Source organism: Streptomyces sp. NPDC001903 (assembly GCF_042891345.1).
In the GTDB taxonomy this organism is placed as follows: domain Bacteria; phylum Actinomycetota; class Actinomycetes; order Streptomycetales; family Streptomycetaceae; genus Streptomyces.
Genome location: NZ_JBIASZ010000017.1, coordinates 1 through 24,187, shown reverse-complemented (window position 1 = coordinate 24,187; position 24,187 = coordinate 1). Strand labels below are relative to the sequence as shown.

Here is a 24,187-nt window from a genome sequence, read left to right as displayed (position 1 = left end):
AGCGTAGAGCGTGGCGGTGCGCGACAGGGCGCGTCCGGCGGGAACGGCCGGCGTCCGCCGGGACCGATCAGGCCGAACCATGCCGTTTGGGATGTTGTCGGTGTCAGCGCCTAGTCTTTGTCCGTGACTCTCCCTGCCCCGGCGAAGACCCTTCCGTCCCCGGCGCCGGGCCCGGCCGCCGACGAGGGCCTGGCCCGGCGGCTGCGCGCGCTCGCCTGCACCGCCCCGCTGCACGACCTCGACGTGCGCAAGGCCAATCTCGCCGGCGAGTACGGGGTCTACGCGATGGCGGAGGTCGCGCTCGCCGCGATCGACCTGGTCACGCTCAACATGGACTTCGACACCGGCGCCGACCACGAGCAGATAGTGGCCAGGCTGCTCCCGCGCGTCGCCGCGCAGGCACCGCGGCGCCCGGCCGCCGAGCACGAGCGGGTGGCCCGCTGGGTGCTGGAGAACCTGATCAACGTCGGCAGTGTCGACCGGGGCTTCCGCGCGATCTACGGCACGTTCGGCGCGGACGGGGTGTACGTCCGCCGGGACTACGACTTCAAGCTGATCGAAGAGGTGCCCGGCTACGGCGGGGCGGTCTACCTCCGTACGACGGACGAAGCCGTCAACGTGCTGGTCGGCGCCCTCGACACGGACGTCACCAGTGCGCAGATCGCGGCCGAGGTGAAGCTGGAGGTCCTGATCAGCCGGGGCCGGCTGGCCGACGCCCAGCTCGCCGCCGAGCAGGCCCGGTACCGCACGGTGCAGTACGCGGAGACCCTGCGCCGCACGCTGGACGCGACCCGGCGCAACGTGCGGGCGGTGGACTGGCTCCAGTCGGTGCCGGACATGATCGAGGAGGCCCTCGACCACGTCGCCGACCGCTACCGGCACGAGAACGCGATCCTGACCAACATCCGGCGGGCGCGCGACGAGGCGGAGGAGCCGGACAACAAGCGGCGCGCCGCCGAGCTCGTCGACATCGTCAAGGACTGCATCCGCCGCCACACCCAGCTCCAGTCGAGGCTGCTGGACGCGGGCCCGCTCTTCCGCGCCGAGCAGGACCGGCAGGCCTTCGCGGCCCCCGCGCCGCGCTCCGGGATCGACCTGTACGGGCAGCTCGTGGCCCCCGTGCTGCCGCTCGCCCTGGAGCGGGCCTCCCGGGTCACGGACGCCTTCTTCGCCTCGGCGGTCGGCCTGCGGACCCCCGTCTCCGTCCGCGTCGCCGACCTGGTCGAGATACTGCTGACGCCGCCGGTGGAGCGCGAGCACCTGGGCGCGGAGATGCCGGAGCCGGACCTCATCGCCACCCCGGACGACAGCCGGTTCAGCGAGGAGCAGCTCGCCGCCGCGATGGAGCTGCTGGACCTGCCGCACGACGCCCCGCGCCGGCTGTCGGGCCTGCTCGCCGAGGCCAGGCGCGCCGACCCGGAACTGCCGTACCTGGTGGCCCTGCTGGCCGTCCACGCGGCGAGCCCGGCCGTGGGCACGGCCTACCGCCAGGGCGAGGAGCGGCTGCTCTTCGCCGTGGACGACGGCACGCAGCTCGAAGACCCGGAGTTCGGCGGCGCCGACCTGATCGTCGGCACGGCCCTGCTGGACGCGGCCGCGATGACCGCCGACCGCACGGAGGCGGCGTGACCGCCCCCGAGCCGCCCGGCGTGACCGCCCCGGGGCCGCCCGAGCCGTCCGCCGCCGAGCCGCCCGCCCCGTCCCCCGCGGGGCCGGCCGGGCCGCAGCACCCGCCCGCCGCCGCAGACCACGAACACCGCACCGCCGAGGAGACCCACCCGTGAGCGACCACCACGCCGAGCACCCCGCGTGGAGCGAGCGGCAGCCCGCGTGGAGCGAGCCCGACGCGCCGGCGGCCCCCGCCGCGCCCGCCGCCGCCGGGCCCGCCCCGGCAGCAGGGGCCGTCACGCCCGCCGACGCCGCCGACGCGGCCCGCCTCGTCGCGTTCGGGCTCCAGCCCAAGCTGCTCCCGGCCCGCGACGCCGAGTACGCCGAACTGCTGCGCCGCTACCGCGAGGAGCCGGCGTTCGGCCGCCTCGCCGACGCCGTCGCCACCGGGCTCGGCCTCGTCGTCCTGGAGGTCTCCCCGCGGGCCGGCATGGCCGTCGCCGCCGGCGAGGACTCCGTCTTCGCCGTCCGGATGGGCGACTACGCCCGCCGCACCACCGCCGACTCCGCCGACCGCTTCCTGCACGGCCTCGCCCACCTCGCCGTCGCGGCGCTCGCCTTCCCCCGCCCCGAGGACCTTGCCGACGACGGCTACATCGGCCGGATCACCGTCAACGGGGTCGACGCCTTCGTCCGGCAGACCTGCCGCCGCCTGGAGGAGCGCGCCGAGGAACTCGGCGAGAACACCGACCCGGCCACCGACGCCCCCGGCCTGGAAGCCGCCTGGCGCGTCTACGCCCGCCGCAGCGCGACCGGAGCCACCAAGGACGCCCGCCGCCTGGCCGGCTCCACCACCGGCATCGTCGGCAAGGCCGCCGCGTTCCTCACCGACTCCGGCTTCCTGCAGCGCACCGGCGACGACGCCGGCGGTACGTACCGCACCACCCCCCGCTACCAGCTCCAGGTCCGCGACATGGCGGGCAGCGCGGCCATGGCCGAGCTCCTGGAACTCGGCGTGGTCCCCGTCAGCGACGGCTCCGCCAGCCTCCTGCCGCCGCCCGAGGGCGACGACCTGGAGCTCGCCGCCGACGCCGGCCTGCCCTTCCACGCCTAGAGGGGGTCTGGTGGACCGGGCCGGGCCCACCGGGCCGCCCCGGTCCACGAGCACCCCGGGCACCTGCCCTCCGTACCCCTCCGTACCGAGAATTCACGAGAGTCCGCCGCCATGTACGAGCTGTCCCGGATCCGCCTCTACTCCATCGGGCCCGCCGGTGCGCGCTACGCCGACACCGTGCTCGACCTGCGCGGAGTCGGTGAGCCGGTGCCCCACCCGGCGCCCGCGCAGGCGGAGTTCTTCGAGGACGAGCCCACCGGGCCGCCGCGCCGCCCGGCGCCCGCGGGCGTGCTCTTCCTGGAGAACGGCGGCGGCAAGTCCGTCCTGCTCAAGCTGATCTTCTCGGTGATGCTCCCCGGCCACCGCAACACCCTCGGCGGCGCCAGCTCCGGCGTCCTGCGCAAGTTCCTGCTCGCCGACGACTGCGGCCACGTGGCCCTGGAGTGGCAGCACACCCAGACCGGCGAGTGCGTGGTCGTCGGCAAGGTCAGCGAATGGCGCGGCCGACAGGTCTCCAACGACCCGCGCAAGTTCGCCGAGGCCTGGTACTCCTTCCGCCCCGGCCCGGGCCTGAGCCTGGACAGCCTCCCCGTCGCCGAGGCCACCACCGTCCGCCCGCCCGTCGAAGGCGCCTCCGGGGCCCGGGGGCGGCGCCGCACCATGAAGGGCTTCCGCGACGCCCTCACCGAGGCCGGCAAGGCGTACCCGCACCTGGAGGTGTACTTCGAGGAGATCCACGACCGCTGGAACGAGCACCTCACCGAACTCGGCCTCGACCCCGAACTCTTCCGCTACCAGCGCGAGATGAACGCCGACGAGGGCGAGGCCGCCGGGCTCTTCGCGGTCAAGAAGGACTCCGACTTCACCGACCTCCTGCTGCGCGCCGTCACCGACACCCGCGACACCGACGGCCTCGCCGACCTGGTCCACGGCTTCGGCAACAAGCTCGGCCGCCGCGCCGAGCTGATGGCCGAACGGGACTTCACGGCCGGCTCGGTGGACCTGCTGACCAAGATCGTCGAGGCGGCCGAGACCCGCTCCCGGCTCCGCGACGTCCACGCGGGCGCCGAGCGCCGGACGCGCACCCTCGCCCGGCGGCTGTCCGCCCGCGCCGCCGAGGAGCGCGGCCGCGCCGCCGATCTCGCCCAGCGGGTCACCGCGGCCGCCCACGGGGTCACCTCCGCCGAATCCGCGCGGACCCGCAGCGCCGCCGTCGCCGCCGAACTCGCCTACCGGCACGCCTCGCTGGCGCTGACCGTCGCCGACAAGGCCGCCGCCGCCCAGCGCCGCGAGCTCCTCGAAGCCCGCACCCTGCACTCCGCGTGGCAGGCCGCCGAGGTCGTGCTGCGCCACCGCGCCGCGTCCGACCGCTCCGCCCGGGTCGCCGCCGCGATCCTGGAGGCCGAGCGGGACGCCGCCCCGGCGCTGGCCGCGCGCGCGACGGCCGCCGCCGCGCTCGTACGGGCCCTGCACACGGCCGCCGAGGACGGGGAGCGCGTCGCCAACGAGGAGGAGGAGCGGTCCGCCGCCCTCCAGGAGGCCGGCGAGGCCGCGCACCGCGACGCCACGGCCGCCGCGACCGCGGCCCAGCGGGCCCGCAGCGAGGCCGAGCACCTGCGGGCCCGGCTCGCGGAGGTCCAGCAGGAGACCGCCGAGGCCGTACGGGCCGGCTGGCTCGACGACTCGGCGCCCGACGCGGACCCGGCGCGGGCGGCCCTGGCCGCGTCCGACGCCGAGAAGACCGCCGTCGCCGCCTGGGACGAGTCCCGCGACGCCGCCCGCACCGGCGCGGACGCCGCCCGCGAGGCCGCCGCCGCGGAGTCCCGCGCCGAACTCACCGCCGCCCGCGCGGCCGACGCCGCCGACGCGGCCGAGGCCGCGCACGACGCCGAGCACCGGGCGGCCGCCTCCCTGGCCGCCTCCCCCCGCCTGGCGGAGCTCCTGGGCCTCCCGCCGGTCCCCGAGACCTTCCTCCCCCACCCGCGCTCGGGCGCCTCCGCGGACTCCGCCACCGCCGCCGCCGGATCCGGTACGCCGGCCGGCCCGGCCGGATCCGGCGCGGCGGCGAGCGACGCGGCCGGCGGGCTCACCGTCGCGGACCTCGACCGCAACGCCGACGAGCTGCACGAGATGCTCACCCGCGGAGTCGGTGCCGCCGAGCGGCAGCTGTTCGAGCTGCGCACCGCCGCCGCGGACGACGCCCGCATCCTCGGCGCGCTCGGCGACGGCGGACTGCTGCCGCCCGGCCCCGACGTCCTCGCCACCGTCGAGTACCTCGGCGAACACGGCATTCCGGCCCTGCCCGGCTGGCGCTACCTCGCCCAGTCCGTGGACCCGGCCGACCACGCGGCCGTCCTCGCGGCCCGCCCCGAGCTCGTCGACGGCGTCGTCATCACCGACCCCGACACCCACGCCCGGGCCCGCGAGGTCCTCTCCGGCGCGGCCCTGCTGCCCCGCTCCACCGTCGCCGTCGGCACGGCCGCCGCGCTGCTGGCTCCGGTTCCGCCGGCCGATCCGGATCCGGGGGCGTCCGGCATCTTCATCGTCCCGCCGAACCCGGCCATGCACGACGAGCACGCCGCCGACGAGGAGCGCCAGGCCCTGCGCTCCCGCGCCACCGCCCGCGACACCGAGATCCGGGAGCTGGCCGCCCGCCTCGCGGGGGACCGCGAACTCGCCGCCCGCCTCGCCTCCTGGCGCACCGGCTGCCCGACCGGCCGTCTCGCCGAGCTCGCCCGGCAGGCCGAGGCCGCCCGTGCGTTCGCCGAGGAGGCCGACGCCGAGCTCGCGGAGGCCCGTACCGTACGCGCCGAGGCCGACGAGGCCGCCGCCGACTCCGCCCGCGTCCGCGACGAGCGCCAGGACGCCGCCCAGCGGGCCCGCCGCGCCGCCGACGCCCTCGCCGGGCTCGCCTTCCGCCTGCGCGAACGCGCCGGCTGGCAGGCCAAGGTCCGCGAACTCGCGGACGACGCCGCCGAGTCCGAGGCCCGCGCCGAGGTCTGCCTGGACCGGGCCCGCGCCGCCGACGAGGACCGCCGCGCCGCCCAGCGCGCCGCCGACGACGCCCGCCGCACCGCCCGCGCACTGCGTGCCGAGCGCGCCGAGATCGCCGGCGCCCCCGAGGCCCTGCCCGAGGACGACGGCGCCCCCAAGGCGCCGCTGCCCGACCTCCGCGAAGCCTACCGGGCCGCCTCCCGGCTGTACGAGAAGGTCGGCGTGGGCGCCGACCTGCGCGCCGAGCAGGCCCGCGCCGAGAGCGACGAGAGCGCGGCCCTCGCCGAACTCGACCGGCTCACCAACAAGGTCCGCACCCGCGCCGCCCAGCTCCTCGAAGGCACCGACGGCGCCGACGGCCCCTCGCGGCAGGCGGCCGCCGCCCGCGCCGAGTCCCTCGTACAGATGCTGGAGACCCGCGCGCAGGCCGCCAGCGAGCAGCTCGGCCGGCTCCGCGGCGAGGCCGAACGGCACGCCCCCACCGAGGGCGAGGCCCACACCGACCTGCCCGAGGACCTGATCCCCGGGGACGTCGAGCAGGCGCAGGCCCTCCTGCGCACCGCCACCGCCCAGCTCGCCGCGCACACCGCGGCCGTGGAGACCGCCCGGGCCGCCCACGCCGACCTGCTGCGCGCCCACCGCACCGCCGAGGACGGCGCCGGAGGCTTCGACGAGACCGCGGCGATGCTGCGGGACCTGCTGCGCGACCACACCCACCAGGACGACGAACAGGAGCCGGCCGCCCACCCGGGCACGCTGGAGGAGGCCCGGCAGTCCGCCGCCGAGGCCCGCCGCTCCCTGCGGGGCTGCGCCGCCGACCTCTCGGCCGCCGAGGCGTCGGTGCGCGAGGCGAGCGACATCCTGGTCCGCCACGCCAACGCCAACCGCTACGAGCAGGTACGCACCCCCGCGCGCCAGCAGATCCGCGAACTGCCCGCCTCCGCCCTGCCCGAGCACGCCGCGGCCTGGGCCGCGGCCTTCGCGCCGCGGCTGCGCGTCCTCACCGACGAGCTGGCCCAGCTGGAGCGCAACCGGGACAGCATCGTCGACCGGCTGCGCGGACTGGTGGAGTCGGCCCTGGCCACCCTGCGCTCCGCCCAGCGGCTCTCCCAGCTCCCCGAGGGCCTGGGGGAGTGGTCGGGCCAGGAGTTCCTGCGCATCCGCTTCGAGGAGCCGGACCAGGCCACCCTCACGGAGCGCCTCGGCGAGGTCATCGACGAGGCGACCCGCACGGCCGTGAAGAAGAACAGCAGCGCCTCCTTCGGCGAGGGCCGCCGCGACGGCATGTCCCTGCTGCTCCGCGGAGTGCAGGCGGCCCTGGAGCCCAAGGGCATCGCGGTCGAGATCCTCAAGCCGGACGCGGTGCTGCGCGCCGAGCGCGTCCCGGTGGGCCAGATGGGCGACGTGTTCTCCGGCGGCCAGCTGCTGACCGCCGCGATCGCGCTGTACTGCACGATGGCGGCGCTGCGCAGCAACGACCGCGGCCGCGACAAGCACCGGCACGCGGGCACGCTGTTCCTCGACAACCCGATCGGCCGTGCGAACGCCACGTACCTGCTGGAACTCCAGCGGGCCGTGTCGGACGCGCTCGGCGTCCAGCTCCTCTACACCACCGGCCTGTTCGACACCACGGCCCTCGCCGAGTTCCCGCTGGTCATCCGGCTGCGCAACGACGCGGACCTGCGGGCGGGCCTGAAGTACATCAGCGTCGAGGAGCACCTGCGCCCGGGCCTGCCCCAGCAGTCCCCGGAGGAGGAGACCATCCACGGCGAGATCACGGCGACCCGCATGTTCCGCCGCTCCGCGACGGTCTCCTGACCGCGGCCTGACCGCCACCCGGCCGCCACCCGGCCGCCCCGGCGGCCCGGTGGTCCCCCTGCCCGCCGCCGCGCCCCGGCCCCGCCGGGGCGGCCCGTACGGGCGTCAGCCCCGGCCCGAGCTCGTCCGGTAGCGCCGGTCCGCACCCGGCGGCGGCCAGGCGGCCGGCCGGGGGCCCGCGGGATCGCCGCCGCCCCGCGGTATTCGGCCCGCCCCGCCGCCCGCCCCGGCGCCCCGCTGCGGCCCGGCCTCCCGGCGGGCCCGGCGCCGCTCGCGCCGACGGCCGCGCGCCGTGCTGCTCGGCTCCGACACCACCCCGTACCGCTGGTTCCACATCTGCCGGGTGATCAGCACGTCCAGCACGCCCCAGGTGGCGACGACCGTCCCCGCTATCGCGCAGAGCGCCATCGGGAGCGCCAGCCAGGAGCCGGTCACCATCAGGAAGAAGGTGACCGTCGCCTCGGTCAGCGTGACGGCCACGATCAGCACCGCCCGCACCGCCGAATCCCGCACCGGATCCGGCATCCTGCGCCGCCGGGCCGGTTCCTCCTCCCACAGCGACCGCCCCCGCGCGCCCACCGCGACCCCGTCGTCCTCGTACATCCCCATCACTCGCTCCCCCTGCCCCGTCCCCTCAACCAGCTAGACGTTCGAGACCGCCGAGAGATTCCCGTATCCACCGGACTCCTCCCCAGCACCTGCCCATCCCGGAACGAAGAATTCCAGCCATCCATCCGGTTGCGGGAACTGACACCCCACCAAGTGTCATCTGCCACAAAACGGGCTGCACTTGACCGGATGTGTCGGACAACTGGTGATCTACTCCTTGACGTCCGGCCGAAAACGTCCGGACACGCCTTCGAAGCCGCTCCCCGGCAGTAGTAGGCTCACGCCGTTTAAATGACGGAACACCGACCCCCGCCAACGGGGTTGAGCTGGGGGAGGCTGGGGAGGCCATGCGCTTTCGCGGGAAGTCCATCCGCCGGAAGATCGTGGCGTTGCTCCTTGTGCCGCTCGTCTCCCTCACCGCCCTCTGGGGCTTCGCGACCGTCCTCACAGGCCGCCAGGCCCTCGAACTCCTCGACGTGGCCTACGTCATCGACAAGGTCGGCTACCCCGTCGAGGACGTGGTCCGCGTCATCCAGAAGGAACGCCGCCAGACCCTCGTCGTCCTCGGCGACCCCCGCGCCTCCACCGCCACCGCCGAACTCGTCAAGCGCCGCGCCGCCACCGACGAGCTCGTCGACCGCATCAGCAAGAACGCCAAGGACCCCGAGGTCTCCGACGAGCTCGCCCCGGAAGCCGCCCAGCGCCTCGACTCCATCCTCGACGCCTTCCACGGCATCGGCGCACTGCGCCGCTCCGTCGACCAGAACACCCTCGACCCGAACCAGGCGCTGGAGCTCTACAGCCGGCTCGTCGACCCCTGCTACGACTTCCTCCTGAACCTCCACGCCCTCGAGAACGTGGAGATGGACAAGCAGGGCCGCGCCCTCGTCGGCGTCACCCGCGCCCGCGAGACGCTCTCCCGCGAGGACGCCGTCGTCGCCGCCGCCCTCGCCGCGCGCAACGTCACCCCCGCGGACGTCCGGCACGTCTCCGACTTCGCCGCCAACCGGGCCCTGCTCTACGAGTTCAACCTCGCGATCCTCCCGGCCGACGACCGCGAGCAGTTCGAGCAGTACTGGGGCGGCGCCGAGACCAAGCCGCTGCGCGACGCCGAGGAACGGTTCATCACCGGCGGCTCCGGCAAGAACCCGCGCATCACCGCCGCCCAGTGGGACGAGGCCGCGAACAAGGTCCTGGACGACCTCGCCGCCATGGGCACCGCCGCCGGCGACCGCTACCAAAAGCGCGTCGAACCCGTCGCCATGGGCGTCCTGGTCCAGGCGGCCATCGCCGGCGTCCTCGGCTTCATCGCCCTCGTCTTCTCCGTCGTCCTCTCCGTGCGCATCGGCCGCGACCTGGTCCGCGACCTGTCCCGGCTGCGCAAGGAGGCCCACGAGGTCTCCGGCGTCCGGCTGCCCGCCGTCATGCGCCGCCTCGCCGCCGGCGAGCACGTGGACGTCGAGACCGAGGCCCCGCGCCTGGAGTACGAGAAGGACGAGGTCGGCCAGGTCGGCCAGGCCCTCAACACCCTCCAGCGCGCCGCCGTCGAGGCCGCCGTCAAACAGGCGGAGCTGCGCCGCGGCGTCTCCGAGGTCTTCGTCAACCTCGCCCGCCGCAACCAGGTCCTGCTGCACCGCCAGCTGACCCTGCTCGACACCATGGAGCGCCGCACCGAGGACGCCGAGGAGCTCGCCGACCTCTTCCGCCTCGACCACATGACCACCCGCATGCGCCGCCACGCCGAGGGCCTCGTGATCCTCTCCGGCGCGGCCCCCTCCCGCCAGTGGCGCAAGCCCGTCCAGCTCATGGACGTCGTGCGGGCGGCCGTCGCCGAGGTCGAGGACTACGAGCGCATCGAGGTACGCAGGCTGCCGCGGCTCGGCATAGCCGGCCCCGCCGTCGCCGACGTCACCCACCTCGTCGCCGAACTCCTGGAGAACGCCACCGTGTTCTCCCCGCCGCACACCGCCGTCCAGGTGCTCGGCGAACGCGTGGCCAACGGCTTCACCCTCGAGATCCACGACCGCGGCCTCGGCATGAACGCGGAAGCGCTGCTCGACGCGAACCTCCGGCTCGGCGAGACCCCCGAGTTCGAGCTCTCCGACACCGACCGCCTCGGCCTGTTCGTCGTCAGCCGCCTCGCCCAGCGCCACGGCGTCAAGGTGGTCCTCCAGCCCAGCCCGTACGGCGGCACCACTGCCGTGGTGTTCCTGCCGGCGGCCCTGCTCACCGAGGCCCCCGAGACCAACGGCACCGGCCTGCGCCTCGGCGACGGCAAGGTCGGCCGGGCGGCCGGCCAGGGCGCCGGGAACGGGCACGGCCCCGCCCGGCCCGCCCCGGCCGCCGTGGAACGCGCCCCGGTCGGCCGCTCGCTGGCCGCCCCCGAACTGCGCGGGCCGGTCGAACTGGAGGCCCCGCTCGGCGTGCTCGGACTGGACGGCCTCGACGACCCGCCGGTCCTGGACGAGATCACCACCGGGATCGGCGGGCTCACCGGCGTCGGCGGCCGCCCCGCCATGGCCACCCTCGACGACGAGACCCCGCCGAACGGCACCCCGCGCAGCGCCCTGCTGGGCCTGCGCCCGGCAGACCGGGCGCACGCCGACCGCAAGGGCGGCCCGGAGCGCGAACGGGAGCCGCTGGCCCCCACGGGCCCGGTCCGCCTGGACAGCCACCGCGCCGACCCGGTCCGCGGCGCCCGCCCCGACGGGCCCCGCCCCTCGGGCGCCGTGCCGCTGCCGCGCCGCAGGCCCACCCCGACGCTGGTCGCCGAGCACGGCCGCCGGGTGGAGCCCCGCCCGGTCACCGCGGTGCCGAAGCCCGCCCCGGAGCGGGAGCCGGCCCCGCAGGGCCCCGGCGGTCTGCCCAAGCGCGTCCGCCAGGCCAACCTGGCGCCCCAGCTGAAGAACGCCCAGGCCTCCGCACCCGCCGAAGCCGCCGCGGACCAGATGGTCCACCGCGACGCCGAAGAGGTACGTACGCGCATGTCCGCACTCCAGCGCGGCTGGACGGCGGGCCGCACCCAGCAGGCACAGCAGCAGTCCGGAACCGGGGCAGGCACTTCCGCCGCCACAGGTCCCGGATACGAGAACGAGGGGGACGGTCGATGACCGCACCGCAGACCGGCAACGACACCCGGGGCCGCGGCTCCGGTCCGCTCAACTGGCTCCTCGACGAGCTCGTCGACCGGGTCGGCAGCATCCGCAAGGCCGTGGTGCTCTCCGGCGACGGCCTGCCCACCGGCAGCTCGAAGGACCTGACCCGCGAGGACAGCGAGCACCTGGCCGCCGTGGCCTCCGGCTTCCACAGCCTGGCCAAGGGGGTCGGCCGCCACTTCGAGTCCGGCAGCGTCCGCCAGACCGTGGTCGAGCTGGACGAGGCCTTCCTCTTCGTCATGGCCGCCGGCGACGGCAGCTGCCTGGCCGTGCTCTCCGACGCCGACTCCGACGTCGGGCAGGTCGCGTACGAGATGACCCTCATGGTCAAGCGGGTAGGCGACCACCTGGCGACCGCTCCCCGCTCCGGGCTGCCAGCCGGAGGGTGAGGCGGACGGCATGAGCGATCCAGGCCAGAACGATCCGGCCGAGAACGATCCAGGCCGGCCGCACGACCCCGCCCACCCGCACTGGTTCGACGACGAGGCGGGCCCCGTCGTACGCCCGTACGCCATGACCCGCGGCCGGACCAGCCACGCCGGCCAGCACCGGCTCGACCTGATCGCGCTCGTCGTCGCCGAACCGGCGGCCGACGATCCGGTCTGGGACCTGACCCTGTCCCCCGAGCACTCCCACATCCTCGGGCTGTGCCGGGAGAGGCCGCAGTCGGTCGCCGAACTCGCGGCCGAACTCGACCTCGCGGTCGGGGTCGTACGCGTCCTGATCGGCGACCTGGCCGATGAGGAACTGATCCATGTGAACCGGCCGGTACCCCCGGCCGAACTGCCCGATGAATCCATTCTGCGTGAGGTGATCGATGGCCTTCGGGCGCTCTAGCCGCACCGGTGCCATGCATGCCGTGTCACCGGTCGAGCCGCTGACCCTGAAGATCCTGGTCGCGGGCGGCTTCGGGGTGGGCAAGACCACCCTGGTCAGTGCGGTGAGCGAGATCAGACCGCTGCGGACCGAGGAACTGCTGTCGGAGCCGGGCATCGGCATCGACGACACCGGGGGAGTGGAGGGCAAGAGCACCACCACCGTGGCGATGGACTTCGGCCGCATCACGCTGCGCGAGGACCTGGTGCTGTACCTCTTCGGCACGCCCGGACAGGACCGCTTCTGGTTCCTGTGGGACGAGCTCGCCCAGGGCGCGCTCGGCGCCGTGGTCCTCGCCGACACCCGCCGCCTCGCCGACTGCTTCGCCGCCGTCGACTACTTCGAGCGGCGGGGGATCCCGTTCACGGTCGCCGTCAACTGCTTCGACGGCGCCGAACGCCATCCGGTGGTGACCGTGCGGGAGGCGCTCGACCTCGACCCCGAGGTGCCGGTGCTGCTGTGCGACGCACGGGACCGGGAGTCGGTGAAGGACGTGCTGGTGGGGGTCGTGGAACACGCGATGTCGCTGGCGCGGGCCCGCCGCCGGAGCCTGACCGCGGGGACCTGAGCCGCCCGCACACAGGAGGCGGCCCGTACCCCCGCCGACTGGGGTACGGGCCGCGGCTCTCATGGGGGGTGGGAGGGCCTCGTCCGGGGCGTCCTGCGCGGCGGGAGGCTGTGGAGCGAGTGTGAACCCGCCTCCGGGGGCCGTCAAGCGTTCCGACAACAGCAGCTGTTCAGGGTCCGCGCCCGGCGGCGGCGCGCACCCCGGCGCGGCCGCCGGCGTCACGTGAGGGCCCCGTGCCGACCCCGTGCCGGCTCTGTGCGGACCCCATGCCGACCCCGTGCCGACTCCCCTCACCGCACCGCTCACCGCACCGTCACCGCACCGCTCACCGCACCGCTCACCGCACCGCGACGACGGCCGATCCGTGCCCGAACAGGCCCTGGTTCGCGGTGATCCCCGCCCGGGCCCCCGGCACCTGCCGGTCCCCGGCCGTGCCGCGCAACTGCCAGGTCAGCTCGCAGACCTGGGCGATGGCCTGCGCCGGCACCGCCTCCCCGAAGGAGGCCAGGCCGCCGCTGGTGTTCACCGGCACCCGACCGCCGAGCGCCGTCGCGCCCTCCCGCACGAGCTTGGCCCCCTCGCCCTCGGCGCACAGGCCGATGTCCTCGTACCACTCCAGCTCCAGGGCGGTGGAGAGGTCGTACACCTCGGCCAGCGAGAGGTCCCCGGGCCCGAGCCCGGCCTCCTCGTACGCGGCCCGCGCGATCGACGCCCGGAACGAGCCCGGCGCCGGCCGTACGGCGGTCACGGAGTCCGTGGCGATGTCCGGGAGGTCGAGGACCGTACGGGGGTAGGTCGGAGTCACCGTCGACACAGCCCGGATCCGCACCGGATCGGCGACCCCGCGCGAGCGCGCGAAGTCCATGCTGCTCAGGACCAGTGCCGCGCCGCCGTCCGAGGTGGCGCAGATGTCGAGCAGCCGCAGCGGATCGGCGACGACCGCCGAGTCCGCGACCTCCTCGGCAGTGACCTGCTTGCGGTAGCGGGCGAGCGGGTTGAGGGCGCCGGCCGCGGAGTTCTTGACCTTCACCTGCGCGAAGTCCTCCAGCGTGTCCCCGTACACGGCCATCCGGCGGCGCGCGTAGAGGGCGAAGTACGCCGGGTTCGTGGCGCCCAGCAGGCGGAACCGCAGCCAGTCCGGATCGTCCGGCCGGTCCCCGCCCGCCGGGGCGAAGAACCCCTTGGGCGCCGCGTCCGCGCCGACCACCAGGACGACGTCGGCCAGCCCCGCCAGGATCTGCGCCCGCGCCGCCCCGATGGCCTGGGCCCCGGAGGCGCAGGCCGCGTACACGCTGGTCACCCGGGCGCCCTGCCAGCCGAGGGCCCGGGCGAAGGTCGCCCCGGCCACGTAGCCGGGGTAGCCGGAGCGCACGGTGTCGGCGCCGACGACCGACTGCACCTCGGACCACTCCAGCCCGGCGTCGGCGAGCGCGGTGCGGGCCGCGGCCCGCCCGTACTCGACGAAGCTGCGGCCCCATTTGCCCCAGGCGTGCATCCCGGCCCCGAGGACGGCGACGTCGGCGCTCACGCGGCGCCCCCCGTCGGCCTGAACCGCCAGGTGGTCCGGACGGTCCCGGTGTCCGCGTCCTCGTCGAGCACGCCGCCGACCACCTCGACCTCCATCCCGACCGCGAGATCGGCGACGGTGATCCCCGGAGCCGCCTGCCCGAGCACGACCATCCCCTCGGCCTCCAGCTCCACCGCGACCAGGGTGTACGGCTCCCAGGGCGCGTCCGGGTCGGACACGTACGGCGCAGGCGGCCTGTACCGCCCGTCGGTGTAGGACCACACCCGGCCGCGCGGGGACAGCGGCACCTCGGCGAGCTGTCCGCCGCCGGGGCAGTGCGGATTGCGGCAGTACGCGTCCTCGCGCGGGAAGAACACCGCGGTGCAGGCGGAACACCGGGTGCCGAGCAGCCGGAAGCCGCCGCCCCCCGGTCCGTCCTCGGTGAACCACCCGCTCACGACGGGTGTGCGTGTACGTCCCAAGGGAACCCCTCCCCAGCCGGCCCAGCCATCTGACGGATCGTCAGAAGTCTGTCACGGGCGGGCGGTCCTGGCACGGGTTCTCGGCAAGCCACTTCTGCGCGATCTCCCCCAGCTCCGCGTCCCGCCCGGCCAGCATCATCCGGATCATCTGCGCGTCCCCGCGCAGCGACCAGGCCGGATGCCCGAAGGTGGCCGGGTTGTTCCCCTCGATCAGGAAATGGGCCGGCCAGGCCGTCCCGTACCCGATCAGGGGCAGCGCGGCGAGGAACCGCCCGCGGCCCCGCGCCAGGCCGTACGCGGTCAGGGCGAGCCCGGTCAGGGTGCCGGTGAGGTGGATCCAGCGGGTGGCGGCGCGGGAGTGCTGGGCGACGTAGTAGGGCCAGAACTCCTCGTACGAAGCGAATGTCATGCGGGGCACGGTACTCACGGCGGGACGGAGGCGACAGGGACCGGGAAGCCGAAGAGGCGGGCGGCAACTGCGAACCCCTCCACGGCCCTTGGCATACGATCGCCGCATGCCGGCACAGCTGAGGGACTCGCACTGCTCCTCCTGCGGAGCACCGTTCGACACGACCGCCTGGCCCCGTACGTGCGCCTCGTGCGGGGCCGTCACCTACCGCAACCCGCTCCCGGTGGCCGTCACGCTGCTCCCGGTCGAGGACGAGGCGGGCACCGGGCTGGTGGTGATCACCCGCACCATCGAGCCGGCCCGCGGGGGCATCGCGCTGCCCGGCGGTTTCATGGACTTCGGCGAGGACTGGCGCGACGCGGTCGTCCGCGAGCTGCGCGAGGAGACGGGCATCCACGCCCCGGCCTCCGAGGTCGCCCTGGCCGACGCCATGAGCTCCCCGGCGGGCCACCTGCTGCTCTTCGGCCTGCTGCCGCCCCGCCCCGCGGCATCCCTGCCGCCGTCGGCCCCGACGGACGAGACCTCGGGCTGGCACGTCCTGCGCACCCCGGCGGAACTGGCCTTCCCCCTCCACACCCGCGCCGCGACCTCCTGGTTCGCGGGCCACTACACCGCCTGACGGCGGGCCGGGCGCGATCGCCCGGCCGCCCTCGGCGCCGCCCTGCGGCCCCGGCGCCGCCAGGGGGTGTCCGCAAAGTCCCGCCCGCCCTCCGGGCTCACGGCCTACTTCGCGGACACCCCTAGAGCCGTCCCGGAACGCCCTCCACGGCCCCGGCCACCGGCCCGAGCCCCCGTACCTCCACCCCCGCCACCGGCTCGCCGGCCTCGTCCCCCACCACCACCGCGTCCTCCACCCACCGCACCGCGTACCGCTCGACCCGGCCCGCCTCGAACCCCGGTCCCGGATCCCGGATCACCACCCCGCCGCCCGTGCGCCCCCGCGCCGGAGCCCACACCTCCAGCCCCACCCCGCCCCCGGCGGAGCGCACCGGGAGCACCGACCCCGCCCGCGCCAGCACCGGGATCCGCCCCCGCGGGGCGTCCAGCAGGATCTGCCCGGGGCCCTCGTACGCCGTCCCCGTCGCGGTGTCGTACCAGCGCCCCCGCGGCAGCCGCACCGCCCGCCGGTCCGCCCCGCACTCCAGCACCGGCGCCACCAGCAGCGCGTCGCCGAGCAGGAACGCGTCCTCGCAGTCCCGCAGCGCCCGGTCCTCCGGCGCCCCCCACCACAGCGGCCGCACGTACGGGGCCCCCGTCCGCCGCGCCAGCTGGGCCAGCGTCAGGAAGTACGGCCGCAGCCGCTCCCGCTCCGCCAGCACGGCCCGCGCCCGCTCCTCCACCTCCGGCCCGAACTCCCACGGCTCCCGCCGCCCGGCCCAGATCGCCGAATGCGTCCGGAACAGGGGCAGGTACGACCCCAGCTCGAGCCAGCGCAGATACAGCTCCGGCGAGGGCGAACCACCGAAGCCGCCCACATCGGGGCCCGAGTACGGCACCCCGCACAGGCCGAGCCCCAGCACCAGCGCCAGCGAGGCCCGCAGCCCCTCCCAGCCCGTCTCCACGTCCCCCGACCAGGTGCCCCCGTACCTCTGCATCCCCGCCCACCCCGACCGGGAGAAGAGGAACGGCCGCTCGGCCGGCCGCAGCCGCACCAGCCCCTCCCAGCCCGCCCGCGCCATCCCGAGCGCGTACACGTTGTGCGCGGCCCGGTGGTCCCCGCCCGCCCCGTCCATCGCGTGCCGCGCCGAGCGGGGCAGCGTCATGTCCCCGAAGGGGGCGAAGGACACCGGCTCGTTCATGTCGTGCCACACCCCGGCGAAGCCCTGCTCCAGCCGCTCCTCGTACAGCCCGCCCCACCAGGTGCGCACCGCAGGATCCGTGAAGTCCGGGTACGCGCACTCGCCGGGCCAGACCTCGCCCCGCACCTCCTGCCCCCGGGCGTCCCGTACGAAGGCCCCGCCCGCCCCCACCGCCAGGCCCGACGTGTGCACGGGGTCGCCCGCCTTCACCGCCGGGTCGACGATCGACACCAGCCGTACGCCCTGCTCCGCCAGCTCCCGCGCCAGCCCCGGCAGATCCGGGAACCGCTCCTCGTCCACCGTGAAGACACGGTGCTCGTCGTAGTGGTCGATGTCCAGGTGCACGGCCGACAGCGGGAGCCCGCGCGAGGTGTAGCCCGACACCACCCGCCGCACCTCCTGCGCGCTCCCGAACCCCCACCGCGCGTGCTGGTACCCGAGCGCCCACTCCGGCGGTACGGCCGCCCCGCCGGTCAGCCCCGACCAGCCCTGCAGCACCCGCGCCGGCGTCCCCACCAGCACCCAGCACCGCAGCGGCCCGCCCTCCATGCGCAGCTCGCTCGCCCCCGGCCGGTCCGCCCCCGAGCCGGCGCCCTCCTCGCCCTCGCGCAGCGCCACCCGCCCGTCCCAGGAGTTGTCGTGGAACACCAGGTGGGTCCCCGCGTCCGCGACCACCATCTGCACCGGCATCGTGATGTACAGCGGATCGTCGCCGGGACCGAAGCCGCCCTTGGGGTCCGTGTTCCACAGCCGGTACACCCCGTCGCGCAGCCGCGGCCCGCCGGCCCGGCCGCCCAGCCCGAAGAACCGGGCGTCCGCCGGCACCTCCGCCCGCTGGAGCCAACGCGACTCGACGGGCTCCGCGGCGACCGGCTCGGCCGGCTCCCACCAGCGCGGCGGCAGCTCCCGGCGCAGCACCGTCCCGCCGGGTGTGCGGACCTCGATCGCCCCGTGCCGGGACACCGCCACCGTCACCCGCTCGGAGACCACCCGCCAGCCGCCGCCGGTGTCCGGCTCCAGCACGGCCCGCGGATCGGGCTCCGGGCCGCTGCCGACCAGCGCGTACGAGGGCGTCGGCCCGGCCCCGTCCCAGCCCCAGAACACCGCGCCCCCGGCCGTGACCCGTACGAGCAGCTCCGAGCGGGCGAACCGCAGCACCCCGCCGCCCGGCCGCGGCTCGGTACCGGTCAGCAGACCCGGCACGCGGGCCCGCTCCGCGCCCCGGCGCGGGAGCCCCAGCGCGTCCGCGCGCCGGTGGCGCCAGGCCGAGCGCCACGCGCGCCGCCCGCGCTCCGTACCGATTTCCTTCACCGCACGCACCAGATCGCGACCGTTCATGCTGCTCACCCTGCCACCGGCCGCCCGGCGAGCGGGCGGCGTTCAACTTCCGTTCACTCGTCCAAGAGGCCCCTGGTGCGGAGGTGGATCACATGGCATGGTCCCTGTGAGCCGCCGCGCACACCCACCGCGCGACGGCGCCGTACGCACGCCACGCACACATCACGCACACGACGCGCGAGCCGCAGACTTGACCGGGAGCCGACCCATGACCTCAGCCACCCCGCCGGAACCCCTCTGGTCCCCGGGCCCCGACCGGATCGCCGCGGCCCGCATCACCGCCTTCCAGGCCTGGGCCGCGGACCGGTTCGGCGCCCCCGCGGACGGCGGCTACCCCGCCCTGCACAGCTGGTCCGTCGACGAGCTCGACACCTTCTGGCAGGCCGTCGCCGAGTGGTTCGACGTCCGGTTCACCACCCCGTACGAATCCGTCCTCGCGGACCGCTCCATGCCGGGCGCGCGCTGGTTCGCGGGCGCCACGCTCAACTACGCCGAGCACGCCCTGCGCGCCGCCGAGGACCCGGCGCGCGCGGACGACGCCGCGCTCCTGTACGTGGACGAGACCCACGAAGCCACCCCCGTGACCTGGGCCGAGCTCCGCCGCCAGGTCGGCGCACTCGCCGCCGAGCTGCGCGCCCTCGGCGTGCGCCCCGGCGACCGGGTGAGCGGCTACCTCCCCAACATCCCCGAGGCCGTCACCGCGCTGCTCGCCACCGCGGCCGTCGGCGCCGTGTGGACCTCATGCGCCCCCGACTTCGGCGCCCGCAGCGTCCTGGACCGCTTCCAGCAGGTCGAGCCCGTGGTCCTGTTCGCCGTCGACGGCTACCGCTACGGCGGCAAGGAGCACGACCGCCGCGACACCGTCGCCGAACTGCGCGCCGAGCTCCCCTCGCTGCGCGCCGTCGTGCACATCCCGCTGCTCGGCACGCAGGCCCCCGAGGGCGCCGTCGCCTGGTCGGACCTGGTCTCCGGCGCCGCCGAGCCCGTCTTCGAGGCCGTCCCCTTCGACCACCCGCTCTGGGTGCTCTACTCCTCCGGCACGACGGGCCTGCCCAAGGCGATCGTCCAGTCCCAGGGCGGCATCCTGCTGGAGCACCTGAAGCAGCTCGGCCTGCACTGCGACCTCGGGCCCGAGGACCGGTTCTTCTGGTACACCTCCACGGGCTGGATGATGTGGAACTTCCTCGTCTCCGGCCTGCTCACCGGGACGACCGTCGTCCTGTACGACGGCAGCCCGGGCTATCCCGACACCGGGGCCCAGTGGCGGATCGCCGAGCGGACCGGGGCCACCCTCTACGGGACCTCCGCCGCGTACGTGATGGCCTGCCGCAAGGCGGAGGTGCACCCCGGCCGGGACTTCGACCTCTCCGCCGTGAAGTGCGTCGCCACCACGGGATCGCCGCTCCCGCCCGACGGGTTCCGCTGGCTCCACGACGAGGTGGCGGAGGACCTCTGGATCGCCTCCGTCAGCGGCGGCACCGACGTCTGCAGCTGCTTCGCCGGCGCCGTCCCCACCCTCCCCGTCCACATCGGCGAGCTCCAGGCCGCCTGCCTCGGCACCGACCTCCAGTCGTGGGACCCGTCCGGCAAGCCGCTGATCGGGGAGGTCGGCGAGCTCGTCGTCACCAACCCGATGCCCTCCATGCCCATCCGCTTCTGGAACGACCCGGACGGCAGCCGCTACCGCGACAGCTACTTCGAGATGTTCCCCGGGATCTGGCGCCACGGGGACTGGATCACGATCACCGACCACGGCTCCGTGGTCATCCACGGCCGCTCCGACTCCACGCTCAACCGGCAGGGCGTCCGGATGGGCTCCGCCGACATCTACGAGGCCGTCGAACGCCTCCCCGAGATCAAGGAGTCCCTGGTCATCGGCCTGGAGGAGCCGAACGGCGGCTACTGGATGCCACTGTTCGTCCACCTCGCGCCCGGCGCGACCCTCGACGACGACCTCCGCGGCCGCATCAAGGCGACCATCCGCGAGGAGCTGTCGCCGCGCCACGTCCCCGACGAGGTCATCGAGGTCCCGGCCATTCCGCACACCCTGACGGGCAAGCGCATCGAGGTCCCGGTCAAGCGCCTGCTCCAGGGCACTCCGATGGCGAAGGCGGTCAACCCCGGCTCGGTGGACAACATCGAACTCCTGCACTTCTACGAGGAGCTGGCCCGCACCCGCACCCGCGACTGAGGTCACTGTCAGTGGTGACGGTTACCGTGAGTGAGCAATCGAATGCGCCACTCAGGGGGAGCCATGCCACGGACACGCCACGACACCAGTCAGACCGCCGGCCGGACCGCACGGGCCGGCGCCCGCACCACCCGGCGCCGCATGCTGCGCCGCGAAGTACCCGGCACCGTCGGCCTCCTGGCCGACGCCGGGGACTTCGCGGCCATGCGCGCCTACCGCAGCTTCGCCTTCGGCCACCACGACGACTACGGCGACTACCTCCGCCACGTCGAAGGCCTGCTGCGGTCCCTCGCGGCCCAGGGCCTCCACACCACCGTCGCCCTCTTCGACCCCGACGAATACGCCGAGTTCTGCCGGGAACACGGCGTCGATCCGGACACCGCCGAAGCCCGTACCCGCTTCACGGCCGAACTCGCCGGAGCCGGGACCGTACTGCCCTACACCGGCCAGCCCGTCGACGAGCTCGTCCCGCTCCTCGTCGACGAGGCCGTGCGCCAGGCCACCTGGGAGTACGCCACCACCCTGCTCGCCGGCGTCGGCAGCTGCGCCGACTGCGGCGAGGACATCGGCCGGGCCTCCTTCACCCGGGCCACCTCGATGCTCGACCGCCTCGTCGAGGGAGCCGGGCCGGGACACCACCACCTCGTATGCAGCGTCCCGGCCCAGGACGAACAGCTCGTCGCCGTCCTGCACGCCGAGGTCGTCCCAGAAGGGGACGGGCCGCCGCGCGTCGAGGGCCGCGAAGGCCTCGACTTCGTGACCGTCCTCGCCGCGGGCCTCGCCCTCGGCGGCCCCGGGGGACTGGTGCTGCGCAGCACCGTCGAGGGCCTCGGCGACCGGGTCCACGGCTGGCGCCTGGACCGCGGGCGCCTGGTGCCGCTCTCCGCGGCCGCGGTGTTCAACGCGTACTGCACCGACGCCGACACCGGGGACCCCGTGGCCCCCGAATCCGGAGTCGACTACTGCCCCGGCTACGAAGTGGACGACCCCACTCCACAGCACTGACCCCCAGGAGGACACGACCGGGCACCACCGAACACGACCGAGGGGCCCCCGCCACCGGCGAAGGCCCCTCGATCGACACCACCCTGCTCGGCTACTCGCCGGACAGCACCGCCTGGGCGGCCACGCGGGCCTCCTCGGCACTGTCCGCGGCACGCGCCGCGGCCGCGGCACGCTCGCACTGGGCCAGCGTGTACTTGGCGAGCGTCGCCCGCACGTAGGGAATCGAAGCGGCACCCATCGAGAGAGAGGTGACACCCAGACCCGTCAGCACACAGGCCAGCAGCGGGTCGGAAGCGGCCTCGCCACACACACCGCAGCTCTTGCCCTCCGCCCTGGCGGCCTCCGCCGACATGGCGATCAGGTCGAGCAGCGCCGGCTGCCACGGGTCCTGGAGCCGCGACACCGCACCGACCTGGCGGTCCGCGGCGAATGCGTACTGGGCGAGGTCATTGGTGCCCAGCGACAGGAACTCGACCTCCTGGAGGATCGAGCGCGCCCGGAGCGCGGCGGAGGGGATCTCCACCATCGCGCCGAACTTCGCCCGCAGCCCGGCCTCGCGGCAGGCGTCGGCGAAGGCCTTGGCGTCGGTGCGGTCGGCCACCATCGGGGCCATGACCTCGAGGTAGACCGGCAGGCCCTCGGCCGCCTTGGCCAACGCGGTCAGCTGCGTGCGCAGCACGTCCGGGTGGTCCAGCAGCGCACGCAGACCGCGCACGCCCAGCGCCGGGTTCGGCTCGTCGGCCGGTGTCAGGAAGTCCAGCGGCTTGTCGGCGCCGGCGTCCAGGACACGGACGACCACACGCCCCTCGGGGAAGGCCTCGAGCACCTTGCGGTACGACTCGATCTGCTTCTCCTCGGACGGCGCCTTCTTGCTGTCGTCCAGGAACAGGAACTCGGTACGGAACAGGCCCACACCCTCTGCCCCGGCCTCCACGGCCGCCGGCACGTCCGCCGGACCGCCCACGTTCGCCAGCAGCGGCACCTTGTGACCGTCGGAGGTCGCACCCGGACCGGACGACGCGGCGAGGGCGGCCTTGCGCTCGGCGGCCGCGGCCGCCAGCTCGGCCCGCTTCGCCGCGGTCGGCTCCACGAACAGGTCACCGGTGCTGCCGTCGACGGCGATGACCGTACCCTCCGCGATCTCACCGGCACCCGGCAGCGCCACGATCGCCGGCACGCCCAGCGCCCGCGCGAGGATCGCGCTGTGGCTGGTCGGGCCGCCCTCCTCGGTGACGAAGCCGAGGACGAGCGCCGGGTCGAGCAGCGCGGTGTCGGCGGGAGCCAGGTCCCGCGCGATCAGCACGTACGGCTCGTCGCTGTCCGGCACACCCGGCATCGGCACGCCCAGCAGCCGCGCCACGATGCGGTTCCGTACGTCGTCCAGGTCGGCCACCCGGCCGGCCATGTACTCCCCGGCCCCCGCGAGCAGGTCGCGGTACGAGGCGAACGCGTCGTACACGCCGCGCTCGGCCGTGCTGCCGACGGCGATGCGCCGGTCGACGTCCGCCATCAGCTCGGGGTCCGTGGCGATCATCGCCTGGGCCTCCAGCACGTGCTGGGCCTCGCCGCCTGCCAGCTGGCCGCGCGCGATCAGGTCGGCGGACACAGCCTCCACGGCCTTGCGGGCGCGCCCCTGTTCGCGCTCCGCCTCGTCCGCGGTGATCTGCTTGGCCGGCGGCTCGAGAACCGCCGTGCCCATGTGCCGCACCTCGCCGATCGCCACACCGTGGCTCACGCCGACGCCTCGCAGCGTTGTCTCCATTTCACCCGTCTCCGATTGAGCGGCGGGCCCAGCCGCCGCGGTGGATGTCCGACCCGCCCGTGCAGGCGGACGAGGTCACTGCCAGCTGAACAGGGCGTCGTCGACCTTCACGTCTCCGGATTCGACGACGTCGCCCAGGGAGTCCGCGGTCGCCTCCAGCGCCACGACGGGGCAGATCGGAGACTTGCCGGCGTCCTCGACGGCCTGCGGGTTCCAACGGATGACGGCCTGGCCACGGGTCACGGTGTCGCCCTTGTTGACGAGCAGCTCGAAGCCCTCGCCGTTGAGCTGAACGGTGTCGATCCCGAGGTGGGTGAGGACGCCGTGCCCTTCGCCGTCGACGACGACGTACGCGTGCGGGTGCAGGGAGACGACCACCCCGTCGACGGGGGCCACCGCCTCCGACGGCTCGCGCACGGGGTCAATGGCGGTGCCCGGACCCACCATTGCGCCGGAGAACACCGGATCGGGCACTGCCGCGAGTCCGATGGCCTGCCCGGCAAGTGGGGACGTCACGCTGGTCATGGGGGGCCTCCCAGGGGTGGGGCTTCTACGTGTCGTCGTCACAACCTGTGCTGTGACGACGTACTTTCAGAAGGGTATGTCACGACTCGTCCCGGTTCGCTCGATGTGCACCCCCTGCCGGAGGGCACGCCTCGCGACCGCGACGACGTAGTGGACTAGACCATACGCCTGAATCGATTTGCTTGGGCACCACGGGCCCTGTACTGTCGTGACTCCCGCCAGGACGTGCCGCGTGAACTTCTCGCGAACATCCGATGGACGGGACTCCTCCTCTTCAATGCTTCTCTTGCTCCGTGCTGCTCTTCGTGAGTGGTCAGGGAGTCGGAAAAGCCCTGATAGAGTCGGAATCGCCGGAAAGGGAAAACGCGAAAGCGAAGACCCCGGAAAGCAAGCGGAACTGACTCTGATAGAGTCGGAAACGCAAGAA

General features: G+C 74.8%; 18 protein-coding genes. 11 read left to right on the top strand and 7 right to left on the bottom strand.

The genetic code is table 11. The annotated features are described in order from the left end of the window. Positions 1–123 precede the first annotated feature (123 nt). The 4 genes from ACFYZS_RS30690 (at position 124) to ACFYZS_RS30675 (ending at position 7,534) form a co-directional block, all read left to right on the top strand. Positions 124–1,629, top strand: coding sequence for a hypothetical protein (locus ACFYZS_RS30690; RefSeq protein ID WP_389019569.1), 1,506 nt, complete (start codon positions 124–126; stop codon positions 1,627–1,629). Next, positions 1,626–1,784, top strand: coding sequence for a hypothetical protein (locus tag ACFYZS_RS30685; protein WP_389019567.1), 159 nt, complete (start codon positions 1,626–1,628; stop codon positions 1,782–1,784). The genes ACFYZS_RS30690 and ACFYZS_RS30685 overlap by 4 nt, the downstream gene beginning before the upstream one ends. Then, complete coding sequence (locus ACFYZS_RS30680; RefSeq protein ID WP_389019565.1) at positions 1,781–2,722, top strand: hypothetical protein; 942 nt, start codon at positions 1,781–1,783, stop codon at positions 2,720–2,722. Before ACFYZS_RS30685 ends, ACFYZS_RS30680 begins: the two co-directional genes overlap by 4 nt. A 111-nt stretch (positions 2,723–2,833) precedes the next feature. Further along, on the top strand, positions 2,834–7,534 hold the full coding sequence (locus tag ACFYZS_RS30675) for a hypothetical protein (RefSeq protein ID WP_389019563.1): 4,701 nt from the start codon (positions 2,834–2,836) through the stop codon (positions 7,532–7,534). A gap of 105 nt (positions 7,535–7,639) precedes the next feature. Here ACFYZS_RS30675 and ACFYZS_RS30670 read toward each other — a convergent pair whose 3' ends face one another. Continuing rightward, positions 7,640–8,146: a hypothetical protein gene (locus ACFYZS_RS30670; protein ID WP_389019542.1), complete on the bottom strand. Its 507-nt coding sequence runs from the start codon at positions 8,144–8,146 to the stop codon at positions 7,640–7,642. 344 nt (positions 8,147–8,490) lie between these two features. Between ACFYZS_RS30670 and ACFYZS_RS30665 the strand changes: the two genes are divergently transcribed. From ACFYZS_RS30665 to ACFYZS_RS30650, 4 genes are read left to right on the top strand one after another with little or no spacing between them, the layout of a single operon-like run. Then, positions 8,491–11,253, top strand: a complete 2,763-nt coding sequence (locus tag ACFYZS_RS30665; protein WP_389019540.1) for a nitrate- and nitrite sensing domain-containing protein — start codon at positions 8,491–8,493, stop codon at positions 11,251–11,253. After that, complete coding sequence (locus ACFYZS_RS30660; protein ID WP_030162639.1) at positions 11,250–11,687, top strand: roadblock/LC7 domain-containing protein; 438 nt, start codon at positions 11,250–11,252, stop codon at positions 11,685–11,687. Before ACFYZS_RS30665 ends, ACFYZS_RS30660 begins: the two co-directional genes overlap by 4 nt. Before the next feature lie 10 nt (positions 11,688–11,697). Then, positions 11,698–12,135: a DUF742 domain-containing protein gene (locus ACFYZS_RS30655; RefSeq protein ID WP_389019537.1), complete on the top strand. Its 438-nt coding sequence runs from the start codon at positions 11,698–11,700 to the stop codon at positions 12,133–12,135. Next, positions 12,116–12,742, top strand: coding sequence for an ATP/GTP-binding protein (locus ACFYZS_RS30650; RefSeq protein ID WP_389019534.1), 627 nt, complete (start codon positions 12,116–12,118; stop codon positions 12,740–12,742). The genes ACFYZS_RS30655 and ACFYZS_RS30650 overlap by 20 nt, the downstream gene beginning before the upstream one ends. A gap of 337 nt (positions 12,743–13,079) precedes the next feature. On the opposite strand, the gene ACFYZS_RS30645 is transcribed toward ACFYZS_RS30650, so the two are convergent. Genes ACFYZS_RS30645 through ACFYZS_RS30635 form a run of 3 tightly spaced genes read right to left on the bottom strand, consistent with a single transcriptional unit; the run spans position 13,080 to position 15,140 of the window. After that, positions 13,080–14,270: a lipid-transfer protein gene (locus tag ACFYZS_RS30645; protein ID WP_389019532.1), complete on the bottom strand. Its 1,191-nt coding sequence runs from the start codon at positions 14,268–14,270 to the stop codon at positions 13,080–13,082. Then, complete coding sequence (locus ACFYZS_RS30640; RefSeq protein WP_389019529.1) at positions 14,267–14,731, bottom strand: Zn-ribbon domain-containing OB-fold protein; 465 nt, start codon at positions 14,729–14,731, stop codon at positions 14,267–14,269. Before ACFYZS_RS30640 ends, ACFYZS_RS30645 begins: the two co-directional genes overlap by 4 nt. A gap of 40 nt (positions 14,732–14,771) precedes the next feature. Next, on the bottom strand, positions 14,772–15,140 hold the full coding sequence (locus ACFYZS_RS30635; protein WP_389019526.1) for an Mpo1-like protein: 369 nt from the start codon (positions 15,138–15,140) through the stop codon (positions 14,772–14,774). 106 nt (positions 15,141–15,246) lie between these two features. Here ACFYZS_RS30635 and ACFYZS_RS30630 point away from each other — a divergent pair, with 106 nt between their 5' ends. Then, positions 15,247–15,759, top strand: coding sequence for an NUDIX domain-containing protein (locus ACFYZS_RS30630; RefSeq protein ID WP_389019523.1), 513 nt, complete (start codon positions 15,247–15,249; stop codon positions 15,757–15,759). A 121-nt stretch (positions 15,760–15,880) separates the two neighbouring features. Here the strand turns inward: ACFYZS_RS30630 and ACFYZS_RS30625 are convergent, their stop codons facing one another. Then, a complete protein-coding gene (locus ACFYZS_RS30625; RefSeq protein WP_389019520.1) occupies positions 15,881–18,277 on the bottom strand; it encodes a glycoside hydrolase family 31 protein in 2,397 nt (798 codons plus the stop codon). A 208-nt stretch (positions 18,278–18,485) separates the two neighbouring features. On the opposite strand from ACFYZS_RS30625, the gene ACFYZS_RS30620 reads away from it, so the two are divergent. Further along, on the top strand, positions 18,486–20,468 hold the full coding sequence (locus tag ACFYZS_RS30620; protein WP_389019518.1) for an acetoacetate--CoA ligase: 1,983 nt from the start codon (positions 18,486–18,488) through the stop codon (positions 20,466–20,468). Positions 20,469–20,531: 63 nt separating this feature from the next. Continuing rightward, positions 20,532–21,473 carry a hypothetical protein gene (locus ACFYZS_RS30615; protein ID WP_389019515.1) on the top strand — a complete coding sequence of 314 codons (942 nt, stop codon included), beginning with the start codon at positions 20,532–20,534 and terminating at the stop codon, positions 21,471–21,473. A gap of 91 nt (positions 21,474–21,564) precedes the next feature. Here the strand turns inward: ACFYZS_RS30615 and ptsP are convergent, their stop codons facing one another. Then, complete coding sequence (ptsP, locus tag ACFYZS_RS30610; RefSeq protein ID WP_389019512.1) at positions 21,565–23,235, bottom strand: phosphoenolpyruvate--protein phosphotransferase; 1,671 nt, start codon at positions 23,233–23,235, stop codon at positions 21,565–21,567. Between the two features lie 75 nt (positions 23,236–23,310). After that, positions 23,311–23,760, bottom strand: a complete 450-nt coding sequence (locus ACFYZS_RS30605; RefSeq protein ID WP_389019510.1) for a PTS glucose transporter subunit IIA — start codon at positions 23,758–23,760, stop codon at positions 23,311–23,313. Positions 23,761–24,187: the final 427 nt, after the last annotated feature.

Bases quoted from the DNA above. Each gene is read 5' to 3' on its own strand.
- ACFYZS_RS30605 (WP_389019510.1), bottom strand. From the start codon at position 23,760: ATGACCAGCGTGACGTCCCCACTTGCCGGGCAGGCCATCGGACTCGCG.
- ACFYZS_RS30615 (WP_389019515.1), top strand. From the start codon at position 20,532: ATGCCACGGACACGCCACGACACCAGTCAGACCGCCGGCCGGACCGCA.
- ACFYZS_RS30655 (WP_389019537.1), top strand. From the start codon at position 11,698: ATGAGCGATCCAGGCCAGAACGATCCGGCCGAGAACGATCCAGGCCGG.
- ACFYZS_RS30660 (WP_030162639.1), top strand. From the start codon at position 11,250: ATGACCGCACCGCAGACCGGCAACGACACCCGGGGCCGCGGCTCCGGT.
- ptsP (WP_389019512.1), bottom strand. From the start codon at position 23,235: ATGGAGACAACGCTGCGAGGCGTCGGCGTGAGCCACGGTGTGGCGATC.
- ACFYZS_RS30635 (WP_389019526.1), bottom strand. From the start codon at position 15,140: ATGACATTCGCTTCGTACGAGGAGTTCTGGCCCTACTACGTCGCCCAG.
- ACFYZS_RS30620 (WP_389019518.1), top strand. From the start codon at position 18,486: ATGACCTCAGCCACCCCGCCGGAACCCCTCTGGTCCCCGGGCCCCGAC.
- ACFYZS_RS30630 (WP_389019523.1), top strand. From the start codon at position 15,247: ATGCCGGCACAGCTGAGGGACTCGCACTGCTCCTCCTGCGGAGCACCG.
- ACFYZS_RS30650 (WP_389019534.1), top strand. From the start codon at position 12,116: ATGGCCTTCGGGCGCTCTAGCCGCACCGGTGCCATGCATGCCGTGTCA.
- ACFYZS_RS30675 (WP_389019563.1), top strand. From the start codon at position 2,834: ATGTACGAGCTGTCCCGGATCCGCCTCTACTCCATCGGGCCCGCCGGT.
- ACFYZS_RS30665 (WP_389019540.1), top strand. From the start codon at position 8,491: ATGCGCTTTCGCGGGAAGTCCATCCGCCGGAAGATCGTGGCGTTGCTC.
- ACFYZS_RS30625 (WP_389019520.1), bottom strand. From the start codon at position 18,277: ATGAACGGTCGCGATCTGGTGCGTGCGGTGAAGGAAATCGGTACGGAG.